Raw genomic sequence first — 23199 nt, forward strand, 5'->3', positions numbered from 1 at the left:
GACGCGTTTGGGTCGCTGCCCAGTAACCGGACGGACGCTCCGAGCTTGGTTAGCAATCGGGATGGAGCAAGTACGGACACCGCTCTTCCGCATCCCGGAGGCCCGCCTTGAGCCGATGAACCATTGAGATGCCGTCACCAACGGTGCACAGGTGAGCGGTGGGCCGGACCTGCTAGTTCCGGTGTTCGAAGATATCTGGGCCAACCACCGCCCGCGTCGATCCGCATCAAAACCAACGAGTCCATCAACGTTCTTTTCGCGGCGGACAAACGACCGACAGGGCTGCGAGTTGTCCCCGGCTCCGCCGCGCCGTCCGGCTCTTCGTCACACCACACCTCTCGGCGCCATCCGGTGCCGCTCCACATCCCACTATCCCGCAGGGCCACCTGGGGAGACTCGGAAGGAAATCCACTATGTCCTCTGTTCGTTATGACCGTGTCACCTGTCAGTACCCCGGCGCCGAACGGCCCTCGGTGACCGGTCTGGACCTGTCCATCGCCGACGGGGAGTTTCTCGTGCTCGTCGGACCTTCGGGATGCGGGAAGTCCACGACCCTGCGCATGCTCGCTGGGCTGGAGGAGGTCACCGACGGGCGGATCCTCATCGGCGACCGCGACGTCACCGACGTCCCCTCCCGCGACCGCGACATCGCGATGGTCTTCCAGAACTACGCCCTCTACCCGCACATGACCGTGGCCGAGAACATGGGCTTCGCCCTGAAGATCGCCAAGGTCCCCGCCGCCGAACGCCGGGCCCGGGTCGAGGAGGCCGCCAAGATCCTGGACCTCACCGACTACCTCGACCGCAAACCCAAGGCCCTCTCCGGCGGCCAGCGCCAGCGCGTGGCCATGGGAAGGGCCATCGTGCGCTCCCCCCAGGTGTTCCTGATGGACGAGCCGCTGTCGAACCTGGACGCCAAGTTGCGGGTCCAAACCCGCACCCAGATCGCCTCCCTCACCCGCCGACTCGGGGTCACCACCGTCTACGTCACCCATGACCAGGTCGAGGCGATGACCATGGGCGACCGGGTGGCGGTGCTCAAGGACGGGCACCTCATGCAGGTCGACACCCCCCGGGCGCTCTACGATGCCCCGGCCACGGAGTTCGTCGCCGGGTTCATCGGCTCGCCGACCATGAACCTCTTCCGTGCCCCACTCACCGGCGGCACCGTACAGCTGGGCACGGTGAGGATTCCGCTGACCGATGCCCAGCGGAATGCGCTGACCGAGGCCAAGGTCACCATCGGCATCCGCCCCGAGGACCTCCACCCCGCCCCCGAAGGCGAAGGGCTGCCGATCGTGGCCGACGTCGTTGAGGAACTCGGCGCCGACGCTTTCGTCTACGGCCACCTCGCACCCGTCACCGCCGCCAACATGGTGGTGCCGGTGGACAACACCACCGGGGCCGAGGACGACCCGGGCGCCCACGAGTTCATCGTCCGCGTCGAGGGCCGCACCCCACCGGCACCCAACACCACAATTTGGGTCGTTCCGACCCTGGAGCACGTCCACCTCTTCGACGCCGCCACCGGCCGGCGTCTGCCCGACTAAGCCAGGCACAGGACCTGCCATCGGCACCCAGCGCCCGTGGAGCCGCCCGCTCTGTTCGACGGGCGGCTCCACCGATGCCGAGCGTCCCACCCGCGCTGACTCCTTCAAAAAATCGAATACGAACGTCCACCTCACCAACACACAGTGACAGCCCCAGCACGGCCACCAAAGGGTGGTCCACCCTGTACCGCCACCACATCGGCGTCGACATGGGCGGCACCATGATCAAGTACGCGGTCGAGGACACCGCCGACGGCACACCTATCACCCCGATTCTCCAACTGCCCACTCCCGTGCCCATCACCCCGCAGGCGGTCGCCGAGGTACTCGGAGTTCTGCTCCACCAGCTGTCCTCCCGGCCCCAGGCCCCACATCAGGAGGCCAACGTGGGGTGGCCCTGCCCACCATCGCCCGCGAGGGCGTGGCGCGTTCGGCCGCGAACATCGACAGCACCTGGATCGGCCTGGAGGTCGAGTGCTTCCTCACCGACCGGCTGGGCCGGCCCGTGCACGCGCTCAACGACGCCGACGCGGCCGGGCTGGCCGAGGTCCGCTACGGCGCCGGCCGCGGACCCGAGGGCCGCCCCGCCCGCGGCACCGTGCTGGTCCTGCTCCTGGGCACCGGGATTGGCTCGGCCCTGTTCGTCGACGGATGGCTGGTCCCGAACCTGGAACTGGGCCACCTGGAGTTCCTGCTCTCCCCCGACCTGATCGTCGTCGGGGGCGCGATCTCGGCCCGGCACGAGGACTTCCTCCCCCACCTGCACCTGGATACCCCCATCGTGCCCGCCCAGCTGTCCAACGCCGCCGGGATCATCGGCGCTGCCCGCCAATGCCTACTGCACGGCACCGCCCTTGCCGTAGCCGGATCACCGACCGCAGATCACCGAGCTCACGAGGTGGCCAGGTCCACCCCGCCTCAGCGGCTCATGCCCGCCACCCTTGCCCCTATCCCCCAGGAGACCCTACGGATGAAGATCGGAGTACTGACCAGCGGCGGGGACTGACCCGGACTCAACGCCGTGATCCGCGCCGCGGTGCTGCACGGGATCAAGACCTACGAGTACGAGTTCGTGGGCTTCCGCGACGGCTGGCGCGGGGTCGTGGACGGCGACACGATGGACCTGCCCCGCACTCGGGTCCGCGGCCTGGCCCGGGAGGACGGGACCATCCTGGGCACCTCCCGCACCCACCCCTACTCCGGTCCCGGCGGCGGACCCGGGAGCATCGGGGTGATGCTCGAACGCCACCACATCGACGCGATCGTGGCCACCGGCGGGGAGGGCACTCTCGCCGGGGCCGCACGGCTGGCCTGCCCGTGGTGGGGGTGCCCAAGACCATCGACAACGACCTGCAGGTCATCGACTACACCTTAGGTTTCGACACCGCCGTGTCCATCGTCACCCACGCCATGGACCGGCTGCGCACCACCGGGGAGTCCCACCACAGGTGCATGGTCGCCGAGGTCATGGGCCGCGACGTCGGGTGGATCGCCCTGCTCTCGGGGATGTCCGCCGGGGCCCACGCGGTGCTGATCCCGGAGCAGAAGGTCTCCATGGACCAGGTCTGCGCGTGGGTGCGGGAGGTCTACGACCGGGGCCGGTCCCCGCTGGTGGTCGTCGCCGAGGGCTTCGTCCCCGAGGATCACGAGGACGTGCTGGCGGGGAAGGGCACCGAGGCCGACGGCCCTCCCCGGCTGGGCGGGATCGGGGAGTACGTCACGCAGGAGATCGAGCGCCTCACCGGCATCGAGACCCGCAACACCACGCTCGGGCACATTCAGCGCGGGGGCGCCCCACGGGCTTCGACCGGGTGCTGGCCACCCGCTTCGGGATGGCCGTGGTCGACCTCGTGCACGAGAAGCAGTGGGGCCGGATGGTCGCCATCCGCGGCACGGACATGGTCCGCATCGACTTCGCCGAGGCGCTCGAGGGGCTCAAGACCGTCCTCCAGCACCGCTGGGACGAGGCCAAAGTCCTCTTCGGCCGCTGAGAGTAACCGTGCACGTCCACCCCGGAGCACCAGTGCGACCCCTCCCCCTTCTCTGATCCCTTATCCCTCAGTACTGACGACATGAAGCCCCCATGCGACGAGCAAAGATCGTGGCCACGATAGGCCCGGCCATCTCCTCGTACGAGAACCTCTCCGAGGCGATCCGGACCGGCATGAACGTGGCCCGGCTCAACATGAGCCACGGCGACCGCTCCGTGCACGACACCTCCTACGAGAACCTGCGGCGCGCCTCGGCGGAGCCGGGGCGACGGCCGCGATCCTCGCGGACCTCCAGAGACCCAAGATCCGGCTCGCCCGCTTCGCGGACGGCCCGCACGAGCTGCTCCCCGGCGTTGAGAACCGCGACGTCCGGCGGGCGGGCAATGGCTTCAACCTGATCCCAAAGCTTTTCCATGTTCTCGTAGGTGCGCAGGTCCGCCCGCACTGGGTAAACGGTCGCGCCAAGCGCACGCAGTTGCTCAGCGACGGTATCGATCGAGTCGCTGCGTCCGGTGCCGATGATGTCGTAGCCGCGAGTGGCCAGCTCGCGGGCGATGTCGGTGCCGATGCCGTTGGAGGCGCCGGTGATGAAGGCCAGAGGCCGGGTGCGGGTGGAAGGCGTGGGCACGGTGATTCCCTTCACGATGACGGTGGTTCAGGGCACGCTGGAGCCCCTAGACCGCGGGTGCGGCCGGGGCGGGGGTGAGGGTGGTCCGTGCTACGGGGTCGCGGTGGGCGGCTGATTGGCTGCAGCGTTGGTCACTGACGGATCGCTGTGCTCGGAGCTCCAGCTGGCGAGGATGCGCGGCTTCTCCAGGTCGGTGGATGACGCCCTCGGAAGCGCTGGTGAGCCGACCCTGCTCTAGGTGTCTGCCCGCACCCCGCGGTGCACGCGGCGCGCACCCCAGGCCGTGAGGCCGATGCAGAACAGCGCGCCCACCCCGAGTGCCGCGGCGCGGATCCGCTGGCCGGTGATCATCGAGTCCGTCACCCCGCTGTCCCCGTAGGAGCCGGGCTCGCCCGTCTCCACGGCCGTCAGGTGACCGTTCTGCTCCGCGAGCAAGGCGTCCACCTCCCGCGGGAAGTCGGAGTCCTGGACACCCGTCTGGGTGCCGCGGAACGTGATCTGGTTCCCCTCGGTCTTCTTGACTGGATCGTCGAGCCGGTTGTCGAACAGGTAGCGTTCGGTCAGCTCGTTCTTGGGCATGATGCCCGCGTAGATCCCGTTGTAGTCCTGGGTCACGAGGTCCTTGGTGAGCGTCTGGTACGTCCCGGAGACGACCATCGACTCCCCCGCCCACTCCTCCAGCCGGGAGGCCTTGTCGAAGGACAACGCCGAGGCCAACCCCAGCGCCAGGGTCATGACTGCCCCCAGCAGCACGATGAGGACGATCCACCATCCTCGGGCACCACCGGGTCGTGTCTCCTGGTCGTGCTCGTCGAAATCGATGAGTTCCTGGGTGTCGTGGCCCACGGTATGACTTCTCCTGGCTGGTGGGGGGTGATCAGCTTCGGATCTCGGCGCCGTGCTCGCGGTGGGCGGCACTCACGGCGTCCTGGCGGGCTTCGGAGGCCTCGTCCGCGGTGAGGGTGCGGTCCGCAGCCCGGAACCGCAGGGCGATCGCCACGGACTTCTTGCCCTCGGGGATGCCCTTGCCCGCATACACGTCGAAGACCTCGGCGGACTCGAGCAGCTCGCCCGCACCGCGGCGCACTGTGGCCAGCAGGTCCGCGGCGGGGACGTCCGCGTCCACCACGAGTGCGACGTCCTGGGTGGCCGCGGGGTAACCCGAGATCGCCTGCGCGGTGACCGCCGAGGCCTCACGATCGAGCAGCGCCGAGAGGTCGAGTTCCACGGCGCACGTGCGCTCGGGCAGACCCTGGGCCGCGACGAGCTTGGGGTGCAGCTCTCCCGCCATACCGATCACGGCGCCGTCCTGAGTGCTCAGCTGCGCAGTGCGCCCGGGGTGGAACGCGTGATGCGAGCCCTGGGTGACCCTCAGCTCCACGCCCACGCTGCGTGCGGCGAGCACGGCGACGTCGAGCGCGTCCTGCCAGTCCAGGGTGCGCGGCGCAACCCACGGGCCTGCAGCGGCGTCGTGCCCCGTGAGCACCGCGGCGAGCCTGCGCGGCTGGTCGGGGACGGCGGCGTCGAGCCGTTCGAGCTCCGGAGCGGCCGGGCGCACGCCGAGCGGCGGGATGGGCTGGGTGTCCGGGGTGTAGCCGTCCGCGAGGAACACGTGGCCCATCTCGTAGAGGGCCAGGTCCCGCAGTCCGCGCGAGTGGTTGCGCTTGAGCACCTCGAGCAGCCCGGGCAGGATGCTCACCCGCAGCAGGGACTGGGCCTCGCTGATGGGGTTCGCGAGCTTGATCGACGCCACGTGCTCACCGTCCGCGCTGCCCCACAGGTCGTTGTCCGCCTGGGACACGAACGGGTAGCTGAGCACCTCGGTGAGCCCGGCGGCCGCGAGCGTATTGGCCACGCGGCGTCGTGCGGCCTGCGAGCGCGTGAAGCCGCGCCCGGGAGGCGCCACGGGAAGGCGATCGGGGATCTTGTCGTAGCCGTCCAGACGCGCGACCTCCTCGACGAGGTCCTCCTTCTCGAGCAGATCCGGGCGCCACGACGGCGGGACCACGGTCCAGCCGTCCGCGGTCTCCGTGACCTCGGCACCGATGGCCACGAGGCTGCGCTCGACGACCTCTGGAGAGTAGTCCACTCCAACGCGCGCCGCAGGGTAGCCCGCGGGCAGCTCGATCGCGGCGGGGCGGTCCGTGTGGTCCACGTCCGTGACCCGCCCGGAGTCCGTGCCGCCGGCCAGCTCCACGAGGAGGTCGACGACGCGCTGCGCAGCAACCGGCGCGAGCTGCGGGTCCACGCCGCGCTCGTATCGCTTGGACGCCTCCGAGGGAAGCTTGTGTCGGCGGGCGGTGCGGGCGATCGAGACCTCGTCGAAGCGCGCGGCCTCCACGAGCACGCGCGTGGTGTTCTCCCCGACCTCGGTCGCGGCGCCGCCCATGACGCCGGCGAGGCCCACGGGACCGGATTCGTCCGCGATCACGAGGTCCTCGGTGTTCAGCTCACGGGACTTGTCGTCCAGCGTGGTCAGCTTCTCGCCGGCCCGCGCACGGCGCACGGTAATCCCGCCCTGCAGGGTGTCCGCGTCGTAGTTATGGATCGGCTGGCCGTACTCGAGCATCACGTAGTTGGAGATGTCCACGGGCAGGCTCAGGGAGCGGATCCCGGCCAGGCGCAACCGCGACACGAGCCACTGCGGGGACGGGATGGATGGATCCACGTTCTCCACGATGCGCACCGCGAAGCGGTTGCACCCGGCGCGGCCGTGGATCGGGGCGTCGTCGGACACGGTCACGGGGAACCCGTCCTCGGTGGACGCGGGCACCCGCGGCGCGAGCTCCGCCACGGGATCCGTGAAAGGTGCGCGGACCGCGTGGCAGTACTCGCGGGCGATCCCGCGGATCGAGAACGCGTACCCGCGGTCCGGGGTCACGTTGACCTCCGCCGCCGAGTCGTAGAGACCCAGCAGCTCCAGGGCGTCGGAGCCGATCTCGGGGTTCAGCCCGATCCGAGACAGCACCAGGATGCCGTCGTGGTCGTCGCCAATGCCGAGCTCGCGCACGGAGGCGATCATGCCTGCCGAGATGTGGCCGTAGGTCTTGCGCGCGGAGATCCGGAAGTCACCCGGCAGCACCGCACCCGGAAGGGCGACGACCACCTTGTCACCCACCGAGAAGTTGTGGGCACCGCAAATGATTCCCTGGACGCCCGAGGGGTCGATGCCCTTGCCCGTCAGCGTCTGCTCATGGCCCTCCGGCACCACGCGCACAGAGCACCAGTTCACGGTCTTGCCGTTGGAGTGGGTCTCGGGCTCCATGGAGAGCACCTGGCCCACCACGATCGGACCGGAGAGGGAGTCGGAGGGGCGGTGGACGTCCTCCTCCTCAAGACCCACCTTCACGAGGGTGGCCAGGACGTCCTCCGCGGTGGCGTCCTCGGGAACGGGCGCGTACTCGCGCAGCCATGACAAAGGAACTCGCATTGCTCTAGATCTCCATCCCGAAGTGTTCGCTGAAACGGACGTCGCCCTCGACCATGTCGTGCATGTCCGGGACGTTGTTGCGGAACATCAGGGTCCGCTCGATGCCCATGCCGAACGCGAACCCCGAGTAGCGCTCGGGGTCGATCCCCGCGGCCCGCAGCACGTTGGGGTGCATCATGCCGCAGCCACCCCACTCAATCCACCGCGGTCCGCCCTTGGCGGTGGGGTGCCACACGTCCAGCTCCGCGGAGGGTTCGGTAAAGGGGAAGTAGTTGGGCCGCAACCGGATCGCGGCTTCCGGGCCGAACATGGTGCGCGCGAAGTGGGTGAGGGTGCCCTTGAGGTCCGCCATGGACAGCCCTTCGTCCACGGCGATGCCCTCCACCTGGTGGAACACCGGGGTGTGGGTCGCGTCCAGTTCATCCGTGCGGTAGGTCTTGCCCGGGCACACCACATACACCGGCAGCTCGCGCTCCAGCAGCGAGCGCATCTGCACCGGCGAGGTGTGGGTGCGCAGCACCAGGTGTGACGACGGCGGGTCCACGAAGAACGTGTCCTGCATCTGCCGCGCCGGGTGGTCCGGCTTGAAGTTCAGCGAGTCGAAGTTGAACCACTCGTGTTCGAGCTCCGGTCCCTCCGCGACCTCCCAGCCCATGCCCACGAAGATGTCCCCGATGTGGTCCATCAGGTTGGTCAGGGGGTGCCGTCCGCCCAGCCGACGACGCCGCGTGGCCGCCGTGACGTCCACCGCTTCCTCCACGAGGATGCGGGCATCCCTCTCCTCCTCGAGCACGGTGGCGCGTGCCGCGAGCGCCTTGTTCACGCGTCCGCGGGCCTGCCCCACCAGCTTGCCCGCGGTGGCCTTGGCGGCCTTGTCCAGCCCACCGATCGCACGGTTGGCCAGCGCCAGCGGGGATTTCTCCCCCGTGTGGGCCAGGCGAACGGTCTTCAGCTCGGAGAGGTCGGCGGCGGCCTCGATCTCACGCAGTGCGTGCTCGAGGGCGGCCGTCACCCCGGCCTCGTCGGTGGGGTCCACCGCGGCGGACGGTGTGGTCTCGGACATGGTTTCTCGCGTTCCTACTGGCGGACGGTGTTCTCACGAGCTCGCTCCCCCGGTGGGTGAGCCGCTTTTCGTGCAAATGCCCGCAGCGTGGCCGGTGCGGGCAGGGTCAGTCTAGTGGAGGACCCATGGCGTCCGCTGACCCGGCGGGGTCATGGGGCGAGCTGTCCCAGCAATGCCCGCACGATCGGAAGGTCCGCCGGGATCCACGGCAAGGCCAGTAGGGCGTCGGGGTCGCTCGACGGAACCCACCGCACGGCTAGGTGATCGGTGCCCACCACGGGTGTATCCGCAGTGGTTCCGGTCCACACTCGCATCGCGGCCTTCTCGGACAGTGGCCATCCCTGAGCATGGGGGCCTGAGATTTCAGCCAGAAGCTCCACCCGCACCGACAGCTCCTCCGCGCATTCGCGCACGAGTGCGTCCTCGGCGCTCTCCTCCGGTTCCTGCTTGCCGCCCGGGAATTCCCACAGCCCGCGCAATGTCTCGGGGTAGGCGCGCTGGGCGGCGAGGAACGCGGTGGGGTGATGTGCGTCGTCGAGCAGGGCCACCCCGACCACCTGGGTCCGGAAGCGCGCGGGGAGATCGGAAGTCATGGTGTTCAGTGTGTCACCGACAATTCGGACAGCGCGGAGAGAGAAGCGTCAGCGATCGAAAATCCGGCGCTGGGCTTGCGCCGATGCATACAGACACACGGTCGCGGCGGTGGCCACGTTGAGCGATTCGGCGGCCCCGTACAGCGGCACCGCCACAGACAGATCCGCGGCCGCGACCTCCGCTTCCGACAGTCCCTGCGCCTCATTACCGAACAGCCACGCGGTGGGCTGCTCGAGGGGATACGCCACGTCCCCCGAAGAAATGCCCGCGGCGCGCAGCATCGCGGCGTCGGCCAGCTCGGAGACCGTCATGGAGGCATAACCGTCCGCGGCGAGCACACCCATGCCGTGCTCACGAGCCGCCGCGACGACCGCGGCGAGTTCCATGCCCGTGAACACCGGGACGTGGAACAGCGACCCCGCAGAGGAGCGCACGGATTTCGGGTTGAACGGGTCCACGGTGCCGGGAGTGCACAGCACGGCATCTGCGCCGGCGGCGTCCGCGGTACGGATCACGGTGCCGGCGTTACCCGGGTCCTGCACCCGGACCAGCATGCCCACCAGGCGTGCGGCACCGAGGGCGCGAGCGGCGTCGTCAGAGGAGCCCGATGCCTCAGACGCGTCCAAAGCAGAGGAAGGGAAGCGGCACACCGCCAGCATCCCCTGCGGCGTGACCGCATCGGTCATGGCCGCGAGTACCTCCGGGGTGACCGCCCGGACGAACGCGTCACCGCGGTCGGCGACCGCGGCAAGATCCGCAGCGATCCCCGGATGCCGGTCGAGCTCCTGCAGGGTCACATACACGGCATCGAGCCTCGGCAACCCGGGAGCGGGAGAATCCGCGAGCGCGAGACGGACCGCCTCGCGCACGTTCTGCGGACCCTCGGCGCGGAACAATCCGCGCTTGGAACGCATCGAGCGCCTGGTCAACGCGGTCACGTCCTTGACCCGATCGGCTCGGGGGTTGGACAGCAACCGGTCTTCCAGGCGCTCGACGAACGTCACAGCGGCACTCAGGCGGCGGTGCGGGGCGCGGAGGTGTCCTCCGGCAGGGCGTCCTTGGCCACGCGGACCAGAGTCGCGAACGCGTTCTCGTCGCTCACGGCCAGCTCGGCCAGCATGCGACGGTCCACCTCGACCTCAGCGGCCTTCAGGCCCTGGATGAAGCGGTTGTAGGTCAGACCGTTCGCGCGGGCGGCGGCGTTGATGCGCTGGATCCACAGCCGACGGAAGTCGCCCTTCTTCTTGCGACGGTCGTTGTAGGAGTAGGTGTACGAGTGGAGCATCTGCTCCTTGGCCTTGCGGTACAACCGGGACCGCTGACCGCGGTAGCCCGAGGCCTTCTCCAGAACTTCACGACGCTTCTTGTGGGCATTGACCGCCCGCTTCACACGTGCCACGTGCGTACTCCTAACGATTCGGTTCCGACCCCTGCCGGAACATGACTACCCGCCGCGCAAACGCGGCGCTGACGAAATGGAAGAGGAAGGGCCTACTTGGCCAGCATCCGCTTGATGGCCTTGGCCTCACCCGGGGTGGAGACGATCTGGTCGCCCGCGAGACGGCGGGTCAGACGCGAGGACTTGTGTTCCAGGTAGTGGCGGCGGTTGGCCTGCTGGCGCTTGACCTTGCCCGAACCGGTGAGCTTGAAACGCTTCTTGGCACCGCTGTGGGTCTTCATCTTCGGCATGGTGACCGTCTCCTTTTACATCGACCGGTGGGGCACACCGGTGGGTCGCGGCACACGGCCGCGACCATGCTGGTGTCGGGCGATCACACGCCCAACGCTGTCAATTCCTGTGCCGCGATTACTTCTTGGCGGGCCCGGGCTTGAACGCCCCGGGCTTCGGTGCCGCGGGCTTGGCCGCCGCGCTCGGCTTCGCGGGTGCGGGCTTCGCACTCGGCTTCGCGCTTGCAGCGGGCTTGGGGCTCGCTGCGGGCTTGGGTGACGACGCCGATGCGGTACCCGCCTGCGCCGCCGCCGGCTTGGCCGCTGCGACCTTGGCGTCCGCGGTGGCCTGCTGTGCAGAAGCCTCGGGCTGCGCCGGAGCCTGGGTGGCTTCGGTACCGGACGCCGGCGCCACGGTCTCCTGGACCTTGTCCTCCGCCGCGATGGGAGCGCTCTGCGAGCTCTCCGCCTGCACGGTGGCCGCCTGACGCAGTTCCGCCGGGAACGCGTCCCCGATGGACTGGGTCACGGACTCGGCATTAGAGGTGTCCACCCGCTGCTTGCGCTGGTTCTCGGACTGCGACGTCTCCCGCTGCTTCTGCTTGCGGGCCTCAGCGCGAGCCTCCGCCTTGTTCTTGAGCGGACCGATGACCATGACCATGTTGCGACCGTCCACGCGGGGCGCGGTCTCCACGACACCGACCTCGGCGACGTCTTCCGCGAGCCGCTCGAGCAGGCGCACGCCCATCGCGGGGCGCTGCTGCTCACGACCGCGGAACTGGATCATGGCCTTGACCTTGTCCCCCGCGGAGAGGAAGCGCTTGGCGTGACCCACCTTGGTCTCGTAGTCGTGCGTGTCGATCTTCAACCGGAAACGCACTTCCTTGAGCACCGTGTTGGCCTGGTTCTTGCGCGCCTCACGAGCCTTGACCGCAGCTTCGTACTTGTACTTGCCGAAGTCCATGAGCTTGGCCACGGGGGGCTTGGCGTTGGGTGCGACCTCGACCAGATCGAGATCCGATTCTCGGGCCAGCCGCAGCGCGTCCTGCACGCGAACGATGCCGACCTGCTCACCGCCAGGTCCGACCAAGCGGACTTCCGGGACACGGATTCTGTCATTGATACGTGGATCGCTAATGCCAAGCTCCTGAGTTCGTGGGTTTCCCCGTGGTTGGGTCCTGGGCCACAACAAAAAACCTCCGCTGCGGCACGCGCGAGCGGAGGTGAGAACCACACAGAGACCAAGACGACACGACCGTCATGAAAACGGCGTGGTCGTTCGGTCACGAACCCGGGCACCTGGTGCCGAGTGATCGCGTCACTCGGCGGGCGGCGGCGGGTGGGAGTCATCTCCGCTTGCACACTGTCCACCAATATAACGCATGCGGGGGCGTCGGGGCCAGTTGAGGGACGGCCCCACGCCGGGCGAGGTCGCTGTTCTACAGTGGTCCCATGTCCGAGCAGCCGCGCTCCGAGCGCTTCGAATTCACCGACACCGCATCGTCCCAGGGTCCCGCCCACGCTCACGACGCCGCCCACGACCACGGCGCCTCCGATCTCGGTGCACTGCCCGACGAGACCCTCGCCGAGGTGAACAACCAGATGCGTGACATCGCCGAGGTCCCCGCGGTCGAGGTCATCACGACCGCCGCGGTCCATCTAATGAGCGCCGCCGCCGTGAAGTGCGGCCTGGCCGCGGAGGAGAACGCCGAGGAACTCAAGGACCTGGACGAGGCGCGCAAGCTCATCATCGCCCTGGCAGGTCTGATCACCGCTGCCGCCCCCGAAATCGGCTCCCAGCACGCCGGCCCGTTGCGCGACGGCCTCAAGTCCCTCCAGCTCGCGTTCCGCGAGGCCTCCCCGTTCCCCGACGCCCCCGGCGCCGGACCCGGCGAGAAGTTCACGGGCCCGGTCTACGGCTGAGCGTCAGCCCCGTTGAAGCCCTTTTAAGGAACGCGGCGCGCGACCGGTGGTCGTGCGCCGCGTTCCTCTTGGTGACGTCAGACGGCGACGTCACGCTGTGATCTCATGCAGTGACCTCACGCGGTGAGCCGGACCTCGATCGAATCCACCGCCTCCGCCATGACGGGCTGGGCCGCGAGCTGCTGTTGGTAATGCCCCACTACTGCCTGTACCTCGTCGGCGGACAGCCCCACCCGCAGCTGCAGGGTGACCGTGAGCTCCGGGCCCTCGCCCCCACCGCGTAACGTGGCGCCGTCGGACCGCGCGGCATTCACACCGCGACCCGGGCCGGCGAGCGCCGCCACGATCTCCGAGCGCCCGAGTGCCGCGCGCGTGACGGCGTCGTCCACCGCGACATCCCGGTACGACGGCGTCCACTCGTGTCCCTGCGCCACGGCCCACAGGGCGGGGCGCCGGACCACGAAGGCCGGATCCGCCCCCGGATCCACGACAAGCAGCGCGGAGCCGTCTTGCACCGCGGACAGCGCGGCGCGGCGGATGTCCGCGGCGACCGGTCGGGCCCGGGCGTTCCATGCGGTCAGTGCACTGGTGGACGTGAACACCGGCAGGGCCTTGCGGCCGTCGGCGGCCTGCAAGCTCACGAGGGCCATGTCCGCTTCCTTGTCGGAGACCAGGCCGTCCTCGGTGATGTGGGACTGGGACACCTGCGCCACAATGGGCACGAACACCCGGATCCCGGCGAGCGCGGCCACGACCTCCTCCTCGCCCACTGTCCCCGCGCGCCATGCGTCAAGTGCGCAGGCGACATTCGGATCCGCGGTGCCGGGGTCGTCGGGAAACTGGTGGGTGTGGCTCGTACCCTCCCCCAAATTGCGACCCTCCCACGACTGACCGCCGGTGTCTGTGGAGCCACCGGCCGAGCGCAGCTGGGCGGCGATGTGCGCGGGAAGGACGCGTGCGCTGGGGCCGGAAACGGCGTGGTCACCGCGCCCGGAGGGCGGGTGCGCTTCGCGTCCGGGCCCGCGATCCGCGCGGTGCTCAGGCACTCGGGCGACCGGCGACGTCCAGGGCCTGCGCGAGCGTGAACTTGCCGGCGTAGAGCGCCTTGCCCACGATCGCGCCCTCGATGCCGGCGGGGACGAGCTCGCGCAGCGCAGCGAGGTCCTCGAGGGACGAAATTCCGCCCGAGGCCACCACGGGCTTGTCCGTGCGGCGGGCAACCTCGGCCAGCAGCTCGGTGTTGGGCCCGCGCAGCGTGCCGTCCTTGGTCACGTCGGTGACCACGTACCGCGCGCAGCCGTCGGCCTCGAGGCGCTCCAGCACCTCCCACAGGTCGCCGCCGTCCTTGGTCCAGCCGCGCGCGGCGAGCGTGGTGCCGCGCACGTCCAGACCCACGGCGATCCTGTCCCCGTGCTCGGCGATCACGCGATGCGTCCACTCGGGGTTCTCGAGCGCCGCCGTGCCCAGGTTAATGCGCGCGGGGTCCAGGGTCAGGACGCGCTCGAGGGACTCGTCGTCCCGGATCCCGCCGGACATCTCGATCTTGAGGTCGAGGTTCGCGGCCACGCGGCGCAGGACCTCGATGTTGTCACCGCGACCGAACGCGGCGTCGAGGTCCACGAGGTGCAACCATTCGGCGCCCGCGTCCCGCCACGCGAGGGCGGCCTCGAGCGGATCGCCGTAGCCGGTCTCGGAGCCGGCCTCCCCCTGGACCAGGCGCACGGCCTGTCCGCCTTGCACGTCCACCGCGGGCAGCAGTTCCAAACGGCGTTCGGTGGTCTCGGTCATGTCTCTCCTCACGTGGCGCCCGCGGGCGCCGTGGTGGTCCGGTGGTTGATTGGATTGTCGCGGTGCGGCGCACGCCCCGTACCCGTTGACGACGGCACTACGCCCGGTTCACACGCTCGTGAACCACGAGTAGCCCCCGTAGCCGATCAACACGAGGGCCACAAACGCGAGCAACACCACGCTCCACAGCGGCTTGCGCTGTTGATGGAAGGAGATCGCCCCGCCCACGAAGAACGCCCCCGCCACGAGCAGCAGCACCGATGCGGTCATGCCGGGGCCCCCGAACTCGGTGCGGGGATGCGCCCGGCCATGCGTCCGGTGCGCGGCAACGTGGACAGCCAGTTGCGCAGCAGGGCGATCCCCGCCGCGGAGGACTTCTCGGGGTGGAACTGGGTGGCGCTCAACGGACCGTTCTCCACGGCGGCCACGAAGGGCGCCCCGTGCTCGGACCAGGTGACGCCCGGGGGCACCATGTGCTCGATGCTCTGGTCGAATTCCCACTCCCGCACCCCGTAGGAGTGCACAAAGTAGAACCGCTCGTCCTCAATGCCGCGGAACAGTACCGAGCCCTCCGGCGGGCGCACCTCATTCCAGCCCATGTGCGGGACCACCGGAGCGTCGAGGCGTTCCACGGTCCCCGGCCACTGTGCCAGTCCCTCGGACTCGTGACCGTGTTCCACGCCGCGGTCGAACATGACCTGTAGGCCCACGCAGATCCCCAGCACCGGACGGCCACCGCTCAACCGGCGATCGATGAGCCGCGGGGCGTCCACCGCGCGCAATCCCTCCATGACGGCCGCGAAGGCTCCCACGCCCGGGACCACGAGACCGTCCGCGTCCATGACGTCGCGCGGATCGGCGCTCAGCACCACCCGCGCGCCGGCCTCCTCGAGGGCGCGCACGGCAGAGCGCACATTGCCCGCGCCGTAGTCCAGGACGACAACGCTCGGCGCCTCCGTCATGTTCTGCTCCGCCCCGCTCACAGGGCGCCCTTGGTGGACGGGACCACGCCGGCCATGCGGGCGTCGGGCTCCACGGCTTCGCGTAACGCCCGCGCAAGCGCCTTGAACTGGGCCTCGGCAATGTGGTGCGGATCACGGCCGCGGATCACTTCCACGTGCAGGCACAACTGGGCGTGGTAGGCCAGGGACTCGAAGACGTGGCGGGTCATCGACCCGGTGAAGTGACCACCGATCAAGTGGTATTGCTGGCCCTCCGGTTCACCCGTGTGCACCACGTAGGGCCGCCCGGACACGTCCACCACGGCGGACGCGAGTGCCTCGTCGAGCGGCACGGTGGCCTGCCCGAAACGGCGGATCCCCCGCTTGTCCCCGAGTCCCTGGCGCAGCGCATCACCCAGGACGATCGCTGTGTCCTCGACCGTGTGGTGGACGTCGATGTCCGTGTCCCCGTGGGCCTGGATGTCCAGGTCGATCAGGGAGTGCTTGGACAGTGCCGTGAGCATGTGGTTGTAGAACGGCACCGTGGTCTCGATCGAGGACGTACCCGTCCCGTCCAGGTCCAGGCTCACGCGCACGCTGGATTCACTGGTCACGCGTTCCACCGTGGCGGTGCGGTGGTTCTCGACTGCGCTCATGAAAGACGACATCTCCTCGGGGACGGCGCCCGGCGACGGCTCGGCGGGCGGGTCCAGTCTAGATGGCTGGGGTGGGACCATGGGGCCGCGGCCCGACCGGTCCCACGGTTCGAGACGAGCCGGGCCGGCTCAGAATCTTGGCCCGGACGGTCCGGCTCAGGACCGGGCGAGGTAGGACTCCACGGCCTCGAGAAACGCGGTGGTCTCCGCTTCCGTCCCGGCGGTGACCCGTAGGTGGCCGGGGATCCCCACGTCCCGCACGAGGACGCCCTGGTCGAGCAGACCCTGCCACATGGCGTGGGCGTCCCCGCCGCACTCGAAGAACACGAAGTTGGAATCGGATTCGGCGGGGGTCAGGCCCAGTCTCTTGAGCTCGTCCACGATCCGGTCGCGCTGCAGTTTGATGTCCTCGACCGTGCCGAGCAGTGTCTCGTGGTGTTCGAGTGCGGCCAGTGCGGTCGCCTGGGTCACCGAGGACAGGTGGTACGGCAAGCGCACGAGGCGGATAGCGTCCGCGACGGAGCGGTCCGCGGCGAAGTACCCGAGCCGTGCACCCGCTAACGCGAACGCCTTGCTCATGGTGCGCGTGACGATGAGCCGGGGACGGCCGGGAAGCAGGGTTAGCGCCGAGGGGGTTCCGAAGCGCGCGAACTCGGCGTAGGCCTCGTCCACGACGACGATGGTGTTGCGGTCCTCCCCCGCCTCGTACACGGCCTCGACGACATCCAGTCCGAGCGCGGTCCCGGTGGGGTTGTTGGGCGAGCACAGGAACACGATGTTCGGGGCGTGCTCCCCCACCTGGCGAGCCGCCGACTCCGCGGACAGGGAGAAGTCCGCGGCGCGCTCCCCCGCGATGAACCGCGTTCCGGTCCCGAGGGCGAGCAACGGGTACATCGAGTACGTGGGGACGAAGCTCAACACGGAGCGCTCCGGCCCACCGAAGGCCTGCAGGATCTGCTGCAGGATCTCGTTGGACCCGTTGGCGGCCCACAGATTGTCCTCGGTCAGCTCGTGACCTAGATAGGACGCTAGGGTGGTCCGCAGATTGGTGAAGTCCCGGTCCGGGTAGCGGTTCAGGGACGCCGCGGCATCGGTAACGCGCCGCGTGATGGCCCGAACCACGGGCTCGGGAACCGGATGGGTGTTCTCGTTGGTGTTCAGTGCGACACGGACTTCCAGCTGGGGAGCACCGTAGGGAGACAGGCCCCGCAGGTCGTCGCGCAGCGGAAGGGCTTCGAGGGAATCATCACGAGAATTCACCAGACCAGTCTATGGACTCGGCGCATATCCGGTCACACGACGTCTCACGGTGTGTCGATTCCCGGACCAGTCGTGACACCGCCCGGAGCTTGTCGGCGCACCAGGAGTCGCTCACTTGGCACCGACGGATCACGTCACCGACGGGTCACCGTCAGCGGGACGGGACCTCCAGGACCTGACCCGTGTGCAGGGTGGAGGACGTCAGACCGTTGAGCTCGGCGATGTCGTTCATGACCTCGCGGGTGTCCCGCTGCGGGTCCGCGACGGCGGCGATCTCCCACAGGGTCTGGTTCGCCTGCACCGTGACACCGTGGGTCACGGGCGCCCCCGCCGGTTCCGTGGATGCCTTGACCGTGGGCGGCAGCAGGAAGACAGCGGCGACCACCAACAGGGCCGCCGCTCCCGTGACGAAGGGCAGCCCGATCAGGAAGAACCGGCCGCGGCGGGTGAGCTGCAGCGGCGAGCGAGCGGCGCGCGGGGCGGCCTGGACGGACGCGGCGCGGGCCGACGTACGAGCGCGCACGGCGGCGGAGGACGCAGCCGTGGCGGAACGAACGGATCGCGACAAGGTGAGAGCGGTCATGGCTACCTCCTGGTGATCTGACCGGATCCACCCGAAGGTGGCGGTGTTCGAACGCGGAGCGTATTTAGAACACATTTTCGAATCTCTACCCACAGTTCTAGCACGGGTGTACGAATGCTGTCGAGGACCTTTTCGAACACATATTTGAACCCGGGGACGCGCGCGGGTTAAGCTCGAGGTCACACAGGAGTTAGTTGACCCCACGTCTCCGACACGCATAAGCGGCCTCCGCAGCCCACCGCAGGGTGTGCACAGCGTGGACGGTGAAAGGACCCCGCACGTGAGCACTTCTTCCCCGAATCAGCAGGCGTCCGACCGACGCCCGCGCACGCTCACCCCTCGACAAGCACGAATCCTCGGTGCCGTGCAGCGCTGCATCACCACGCGCGGCTACCCGCCGTCCATGCGTGAGATCGGTGACACCGTGGGTCTGGCGTCCCTGTCCAGCGTGACCCATCAGCTCGGCCAGCTCGAGAAGTGGGGCTACCTGCGCCGGGATCCGCGCCGACCCCGCGCCATGGAGGTCCTGCGCCCGTTGAGCGCGGAGGAACTCGACCGCCACCTGGGGCCGGCCGACGAGCCCGCGGGTTCCGTGGAATCCTTGGCGACCCGCGCATCGGGCGCCGCGTCCCCCGCGGTGCACACCATGGGCGACCTGCCCGCCGCGGATGACGACGACGCCATGGTCCCCGTACCGCTCGTGGGGCGCATCGCCGCCGGTGGCCCCATCACCGCCGAACAATCGGTCGAGGAGGTCTACTCCCTGCCACGGCAGTTCGTGGGTCACGGCCAGTTGTTCATGCTCAAGGTCTCCGGGGACTCCATGATCGACGCAGCCATCTGCGACGGCGACTGGGTCGTGGTGCGCCAACAGAACTCCGCGCAGAACGGGGACGTCGTGGCTGCCCTGCTGGACGACGAAGCGACCATCAAGACCTTCCGCCAGCGCGACGGCCACACGTGGCTGCTGCCCCAGAACACCCGCTACGAACCCATCCTGGGTGATCACGCGACCGTGATGGGAAAGGTCGTCTCGGTCTTCCGCTCCCTGTAGCTCGCCCTCCGAACGGTTCCGGGTCCCGCGCGTCGCGTCACGCGGGACCCGGCGGCGTGCACCGCCTCGGAACCGCCCGTGCTCGCGCTCCGGACCACGGACCCGCGCTCACAGGGCTGCGGCGCGCGCCGTAACACCGTGCGCCGACCCGCGCATGATCCGGCGGGGAGCACGGAGGCACTCAACGCGCGTCTCCCTAGACGGCACCACGGATGTGAGCACAGCGACGTCGAACGCTCAGGAGCGCGCCAATCGCTCTAACGCCCCGAGAACGGTCGAGCGGTCCGTGGTGGGCCACAGCGGCGGGAGGGACTGGGCCAGGAAGGACCCGTAGCGCGCCGTGGCGAGCCGCGAGTCCAGCACGGCGACGACGCCCTTGTCCCCGCTCGCACGGATCAGTCGGCCGGCGCCCTGCGCCAGGCGCACCGCGGCGTGGGTGGCCGAGACCGACATGAACCCGTTGCCGCCTGCCCGTTCGGCCGCGCGTGTACGGGCGGTGCCCAGGGGATCGTCCGGGCGCGGGAACGGGATCCGGTCGATCACGACCAGTCGGCATGACTGTCCCGGCACGTCCACTCCCTGCCACAGGCTCATGGTTCCGAACAGGCTCGCTGAGGGATCGTCGGTGAACTCCTTGACCAGGGACGGCAGGGAGGCGTCCCCCTGGCACAGGATGGGCAGCTCTGTACGATCGCGCAACGCCTCCGCCGCGTCCTCCGCGGCCCGGCGGGACGAGAACAGACCGAGCGCGCCGCCGCCCGAGGCCTCGAGCAGCCCGAGCAGTTCCTCGAGTTGCTCCTCCGAGACGCCACGGCCGGGTTTCGCGAGGTGCTTGGCCACGTAGAGGATGCCCTGGCGGCGGTAGTCGAAGGGGCTGCCCACGTCCACGCCCCGCCACGCGGGGGACCCCGGGCCCTGCAGGCCGAGAGCCCCGGCCGTGGACGAGAACGATGACCCCACGGCCAGGGTCGCCGAGGTCAGCACGACCGTGCGCCCGTCGAACAACCCCTCCCGCAGGGGCCCCGCGACGCTGAGCGGCGCGATGTTCAGGGTCGCCGGTTCGCCTTCGGACGCTCCCACGTATCCCTCGGTGGGCGACCAGCGACCCACGCGGGAGATCCACAGGACGTCATGGGCGGTGTCCGCCGACAGCATGCGCTCGGCGGTGTCCAGCAGCTCGGACAATCGTGAGCGGGCCGCGTGACGTGCCGCGTCCTCGCCCTTGGAATCGCCCTTGGTGTCACTGAGCCCCGTGCGCGCGGCATCCTGAACGCCACCGACCGCGTAGACCTGCTCCTCAGTGAAGCCTCGTGGCAAGAGTCCGGACGGGTCGGGGTCGAAGGCGAGATCGAAGGCCTGCGCGGCCTTCTCGAGTGCATCGCTCGACGCCGCGGTGTGCTTGCGCACGGCCGTGGCCGCCGCTCGTATCGCGGCGGCGGACAGCGACGCGGTCACGGCACCCGTGACCCGGTCCCGCAGCTCATGGGCCTCGTCAACGATCACGACGTCGTGCTCGGGCAGGACCGCGAGCCCCTCGAACGCGTTGATCGCGAGCAGCGCGTGGTTGGTGATCACCACGTCCGCCTCGCCGGCCTCGGCCCGGGCGCGCTCGGCGAAGCACTCCTCCACGAGGGGGCACTTGCGCCCCAGGCACTCCTTAGCGGTCACGGAGACCTGCCGCCACGCGGCGTCCGTGACACCCGGCTGGACGTCGTCCCGGTCCCCGGTCTCGGTGGTCTCGACCCATTCCCGCAACCGCAGCACCTGCTGGGCCAAGCCACCGAGGGGGCGATCCGCGCCCCCTGCGGCGGGTCCCGAACCGGGGACGTCGAACAGGGCGCCGTCGTCGTCCGGGTAGCCGCCCTCGACCTTGTGCAGGCACGCGTAGTTGGAGCGGCCCTTGAGCAGCGCGACGACGGGGCGGTCGTCCAGTTCGTCCTCGAGCGCGTCGAGCAAGCGGGGGACGTCCCGGCCCGTGATCTGGGACTGCAGGGCCAGCGTGGCCGTGGCCACGACCACGGGCTTGTCCGCGGTGCGGGCGTGACGCAGGGCCGGGACGAGGTATGCGAGCGACTTACCCGTACCGGTCCCTGCCTGGACCAACAGATGCCGGCCGGTCTCGAGGGCCTCGGCGACCTTGGCCGCCATGAACCGCTGTCCCTCCCGGCGCTGCCCGCCCAGCGCGGTCACGGCGGAGTCGAGGAGCTCGAGCGTGTCCACCGCGCCGGGCAGCGTTTCGGGGCGGACGTCCGAGAGGTCGTGCCCCGCTTCGTCGACGAACGATGCGCTCATGCTCCGGCGGGATCCTCCGCGGTGGGCGCGGCGGCCGGGCTCCCGGGCTCCGCCACGCGGTAGGGCTCGAGTTCGCCCACGAGTTCCTCGCGAACGCGCACACGCAACCGCGTGCCCTCGGGAGTGTGTTCCGTGCGCAGGATCTCGGCATCCTGGGCGTGCAGCCGGGAGACCACCTCGCCGTGAACGTAGGGCACGAGCAGTTCCATGTCGTGGTTTGGGCGCGGAATAGCGGAGGAGATCAACCGCTGCAATTCCTCGATGCCCTCTCCCGTGCGCGCCGACACGGCCACCGACGGGTGCTCGTGATTGCGCAAACGGCCCAGCACCACGGGATCCGCGATGTCGGCCTTGTTCAGGGCCACGATCTCCGGGATGTCATTGGCCCCCACGTCCGTAAGGACGTCCCGTACGGCCTTGAGCTGACCCTCCGGATCCGGGTGGGAGGCATCCACCACGTGCACGATGACGTCCGCGTCCGCGACCTCTTCCAGGGTGGAGCGGAAGGCCTCGACCAACTGGGTGGGCAGCGAGCGCACGAAGCCCACGGTGTCCGCGAGCGTGTAGCCGATCCCGTCCGGGGTCTCGGCCTTGCGGACCGTGGGATCCAGCGTGGCGAACAGCGCGTTCTCCACGAGGACCCCGGCATCCGTCAACCGGTTGAGCAGAGACGACTTACCCGCGTTGGTGTACCCCGCGATCGCGACCGAGGGCACGGAATGACGCTTGCGGTTGAGTCGCTTGGTCTCACGCGCCGGCTTCATGGCCGCGATCTCCCGACGCAACTTGGCCATGCGCTGGCGGATCCGGCGCCGGTCCAGTTCGATCTTGGTCTCACCGGGACCACGGCTACCGATGCCCTCACCCGAGGCCGCACGGCCACCGGCCTGCCGGGACAGCGACTCACCCCAACCACGCAGACGCGGGAGCATGTATTCGAGCTGCGCCAGCTCCACCTGCGCCTTGCCCTCCTTGGACTTGGCGTGCTGGGCGAAGATGTCCAGGATGAGACCCGTGCGGTCAATGACCTTGACCTTCACGACGTCCTCGAGGGCACGACGCTGCGAGGGCGCGAGCTCGGCATCCACGATGACGGTGTCCGCACCGGTCGCGGCCACCACGTCCTTGAGTTCCAGGGCCTTGCCCGAGCCGAGGTACGTGCCGGGGTCCGGGGTCACGCGCCGCTGCAGCAGACCGTCCATGACCTCGGAACCGGCGGTCTCCGCGAGCGCCGCGAGCTCACGCAGCGAGTTCTCCGCATCGGCCAGGGTCCCGCTCGAGAACAGACCCGCCAGGACGACGCGCTCGAGCCGCAGCTGCCGGTACTCGACCTCGGTGACGTCCTCGAGCTCGGTGGACAGCCCGGCGACACGGCGCAGCGCGTGACGTTCGGCGAGGTCCTGCTGATCGCCGTCGGATTCGACGTGGACGTGGTCCTCGTCCGCGAGCTCACGGGCGCGGCCCAGGTGATCGTGTCCGCCACCCGCGGCATACGACGCGTCGTGGTCGCGGGCGCCGTGGACGCCCCGTTCATCGTCGAAGACGTCCTGACCGGCGTCGTGGACGTGGGTGGGTTCGGAGCGTGTGCGCGCACGGGCCAGGACACGCGAGACGACGTCCTCCAGTTCCGGTCCGGTCAGTTCCGCGGAGTGTCCGGGCTGCTTCGGAGCGGGATTCTGGTGCTGGTGAGATTGCGTCATATTTCCTTGATCTATGGCTGGAGACGGTTGACCAAGTCTAGCGCCGGGCACTGACACGACGGGCGGGGGCACTAGCAT

20 protein-coding genes and 4 pseudogenes are annotated in these 23199 nt (G+C 69.4%); 6 read left to right on the forward strand and 18 right to left on the reverse strand.

Features of this window, described 5'->3' with window-relative positions:
* Positions 1–413: 413 nt before the first annotated feature.
* The 4 genes and pseudogenes from A5728_RS04660 to A5728_RS14730 form a co-directional block, all read left to right on the forward strand.
* Positions 414–1550 (forward strand): ABC transporter ATP-binding protein, encoded by a 1137-nt coding sequence (locus A5728_RS04660; protein ID WP_039102262.1) that lies wholly within the window; start codon positions 414–416, stop codon positions 1548–1550.
* Positions 1551–1759: 209 nt separating this feature from the next.
* Positions 1760–2391: pseudogene (locus tag A5728_RS13450) on the forward strand (ROK family protein); the annotation flags it as partial.
* 180 nt (positions 2392–2571) lie between these two features.
* Positions 2572–3541 (forward strand): annotated as a pseudogene (locus A5728_RS04665) (ATP-dependent 6-phosphofructokinase).
* Positions 3542–3633: 92 nt separating this feature from the next.
* Positions 3634–3893: pseudogene (locus tag A5728_RS14730) on the forward strand (pyruvate kinase); the annotation flags it as partial.
* 30 nt (positions 3894–3923) lie between these two features.
* Here the strand turns inward: A5728_RS14730 and A5728_RS14735 are convergent.
* The 9 genes and pseudogenes from A5728_RS14735 to infC all read right to left on the reverse strand — a co-directional run.
* Positions 3924–4184 (reverse strand): annotated as a pseudogene (locus A5728_RS14735) (SDR family NAD(P)-dependent oxidoreductase); the annotation flags it as partial.
* A 219-nt stretch (positions 4185–4403) separates the two neighbouring features.
* A complete protein-coding gene (locus A5728_RS04675; protein WP_064845936.1) occupies positions 4404–5015 on the reverse strand; it encodes a hypothetical protein in 612 nt (203 codons plus the stop codon).
* Between the two features lie 31 nt (positions 5016–5046).
* On the reverse strand, positions 5047–7599 hold the full coding sequence (pheT, locus tag A5728_RS04680) for a phenylalanine--tRNA ligase subunit beta (protein ID WP_064845937.1): 2553 nt from the start codon (positions 7597–7599) through the stop codon (positions 5047–5049).
* Positions 7600–7603: 4 nt separating this feature from the next.
* Positions 7604–8662 (reverse strand): phenylalanine--tRNA ligase subunit alpha, encoded by a 1059-nt coding sequence (pheS, locus tag A5728_RS04685; RefSeq protein ID WP_064845938.1) that lies wholly within the window; start codon positions 8660–8662, stop codon positions 7604–7606.
* 149 nt (positions 8663–8811) lie between these two features.
* Positions 8812–9255, reverse strand: a complete 444-nt coding sequence (locus A5728_RS04690) for a (deoxy)nucleoside triphosphate pyrophosphohydrolase (RefSeq protein WP_064845939.1) — start codon at positions 9253–9255, stop codon at positions 8812–8814.
* Positions 9256–9303: 48 nt separating this feature from the next.
* Positions 9304–10260, reverse strand: coding sequence for an RNA methyltransferase (locus tag A5728_RS04695; RefSeq protein WP_064845940.1), 957 nt, complete (start codon positions 10258–10260; stop codon positions 9304–9306).
* A gap of 8 nt (positions 10261–10268) precedes the next feature.
* Positions 10269–10655 carry a 50S ribosomal protein L20 gene (gene rplT / locus A5728_RS04700; protein WP_035963276.1) on the reverse strand — a complete coding sequence of 129 codons (387 nt, stop codon included), beginning with the start codon at positions 10653–10655 and terminating at the stop codon, positions 10269–10271.
* Between the two features lie 92 nt (positions 10656–10747).
* Positions 10748–10945 carry a 50S ribosomal protein L35 gene (gene rpmI, locus A5728_RS04705; protein WP_035963278.1) on the reverse strand — a complete coding sequence of 66 codons (198 nt, stop codon included), beginning with the start codon at positions 10943–10945 and terminating at the stop codon, positions 10748–10750.
* A gap of 118 nt (positions 10946–11063) precedes the next feature.
* Positions 11064–12014 (reverse strand): translation initiation factor IF-3, encoded by a 951-nt coding sequence (gene infC / locus A5728_RS04710; protein ID WP_231885511.1) that lies wholly within the window; start codon positions 12012–12014, stop codon positions 11064–11066.
* 362 nt (positions 12015–12376) lie between these two features.
* Here infC and A5728_RS04715 point away from each other — a divergent pair, with 362 nt between their 5' ends.
* Positions 12377–12847 carry a DUF1844 domain-containing protein gene (locus tag A5728_RS04715; RefSeq protein ID WP_064845941.1) on the forward strand — a complete coding sequence of 157 codons (471 nt, stop codon included), beginning with the start codon at positions 12377–12379 and terminating at the stop codon, positions 12845–12847.
* A 116-nt stretch (positions 12848–12963) separates the two neighbouring features.
* Here the strand turns inward: A5728_RS04715 and A5728_RS04720 are convergent, their stop codons facing one another.
* From A5728_RS04720 to A5728_RS04745, 7 genes are all read right to left on the reverse strand, one after another.
* A complete protein-coding gene (locus A5728_RS04720; protein ID WP_064845986.1) occupies positions 12964–13785 on the reverse strand; it encodes an SseB family protein in 822 nt (273 codons plus the stop codon).
* Between the two features lie 100 nt (positions 13786–13885).
* Positions 13886–14635, reverse strand: a complete 750-nt coding sequence (gene priA, locus A5728_RS04725) for a bifunctional 1-(5-phosphoribosyl)-5-((5-phosphoribosylamino)methylideneamino)imidazole-4-carboxamide isomerase/phosphoribosylanthranilate isomerase PriA (RefSeq protein WP_064845942.1) — start codon at positions 14633–14635, stop codon at positions 13886–13888.
* Positions 14636–14743: 108 nt separating this feature from the next.
* Positions 14744–14905, reverse strand: a complete 162-nt coding sequence (locus A5728_RS14445) for a hypothetical protein (protein WP_165489804.1) — start codon at positions 14903–14905, stop codon at positions 14744–14746.
* Complete coding sequence (gene hisH / locus A5728_RS04730; RefSeq protein ID WP_064845943.1) at positions 14902–15597, reverse strand: imidazole glycerol phosphate synthase subunit HisH; 696 nt, start codon at positions 15595–15597, stop codon at positions 14902–14904. Before hisH ends, A5728_RS14445 begins: the two co-directional genes overlap by 4 nt.
* 17 nt (positions 15598–15614) lie before the next feature.
* On the reverse strand, positions 15615–16232 hold the full coding sequence (gene hisB / locus A5728_RS04735; protein WP_064845944.1) for an imidazoleglycerol-phosphate dehydratase HisB: 618 nt from the start codon (positions 16230–16232) through the stop codon (positions 15615–15617).
* A gap of 156 nt (positions 16233–16388) precedes the next feature.
* Positions 16389–17492, reverse strand: coding sequence for a histidinol-phosphate transaminase (locus A5728_RS04740; protein ID WP_064845945.1), 1104 nt, complete (start codon positions 17490–17492; stop codon positions 16389–16391).
* A gap of 151 nt (positions 17493–17643) precedes the next feature.
* Positions 17644–18075 carry a LysM peptidoglycan-binding domain-containing protein gene (locus tag A5728_RS04745; RefSeq protein WP_082943240.1) on the reverse strand — a complete coding sequence of 144 codons (432 nt, stop codon included), beginning with the start codon at positions 18073–18075 and terminating at the stop codon, positions 17644–17646.
* Positions 18076–18355: 280 nt separating this feature from the next.
* Between A5728_RS04745 and lexA the strand changes: the two genes are divergently transcribed.
* Positions 18356–19129 carry a transcriptional repressor LexA gene (gene lexA / locus A5728_RS04750; protein WP_064845946.1) on the forward strand — a complete coding sequence of 258 codons (774 nt, stop codon included), beginning with the start codon at positions 18356–18358 and terminating at the stop codon, positions 19127–19129.
* Positions 19130–19366: 237 nt separating this feature from the next.
* Here the strand turns inward: lexA and A5728_RS04755 are convergent, their stop codons facing one another.
* Both A5728_RS04755 and hflX read right to left on the reverse strand, forming a co-directional pair.
* On the reverse strand, positions 19367–21421 hold the full coding sequence (locus tag A5728_RS04755; protein WP_197493098.1) for an ATP-dependent DNA helicase: 2055 nt from the start codon (positions 21419–21421) through the stop codon (positions 19367–19369).
* Complete coding sequence (gene hflX, locus A5728_RS04760; RefSeq protein WP_064845947.1) at positions 21418–23121, reverse strand: GTPase HflX; 1704 nt, start codon at positions 23119–23121, stop codon at positions 21418–21420. Before hflX ends, A5728_RS04755 begins: the two co-directional genes overlap by 4 nt.
* Positions 23122–23199 lie beyond the last annotated feature (78 nt).

It is taken from the genome of Kocuria sp. ICS0012, from assembly GCF_001665945.1.
GTDB lineage: Bacteria > Actinomycetota > Actinomycetes > Actinomycetales > Micrococcaceae > Kocuria > Kocuria marina.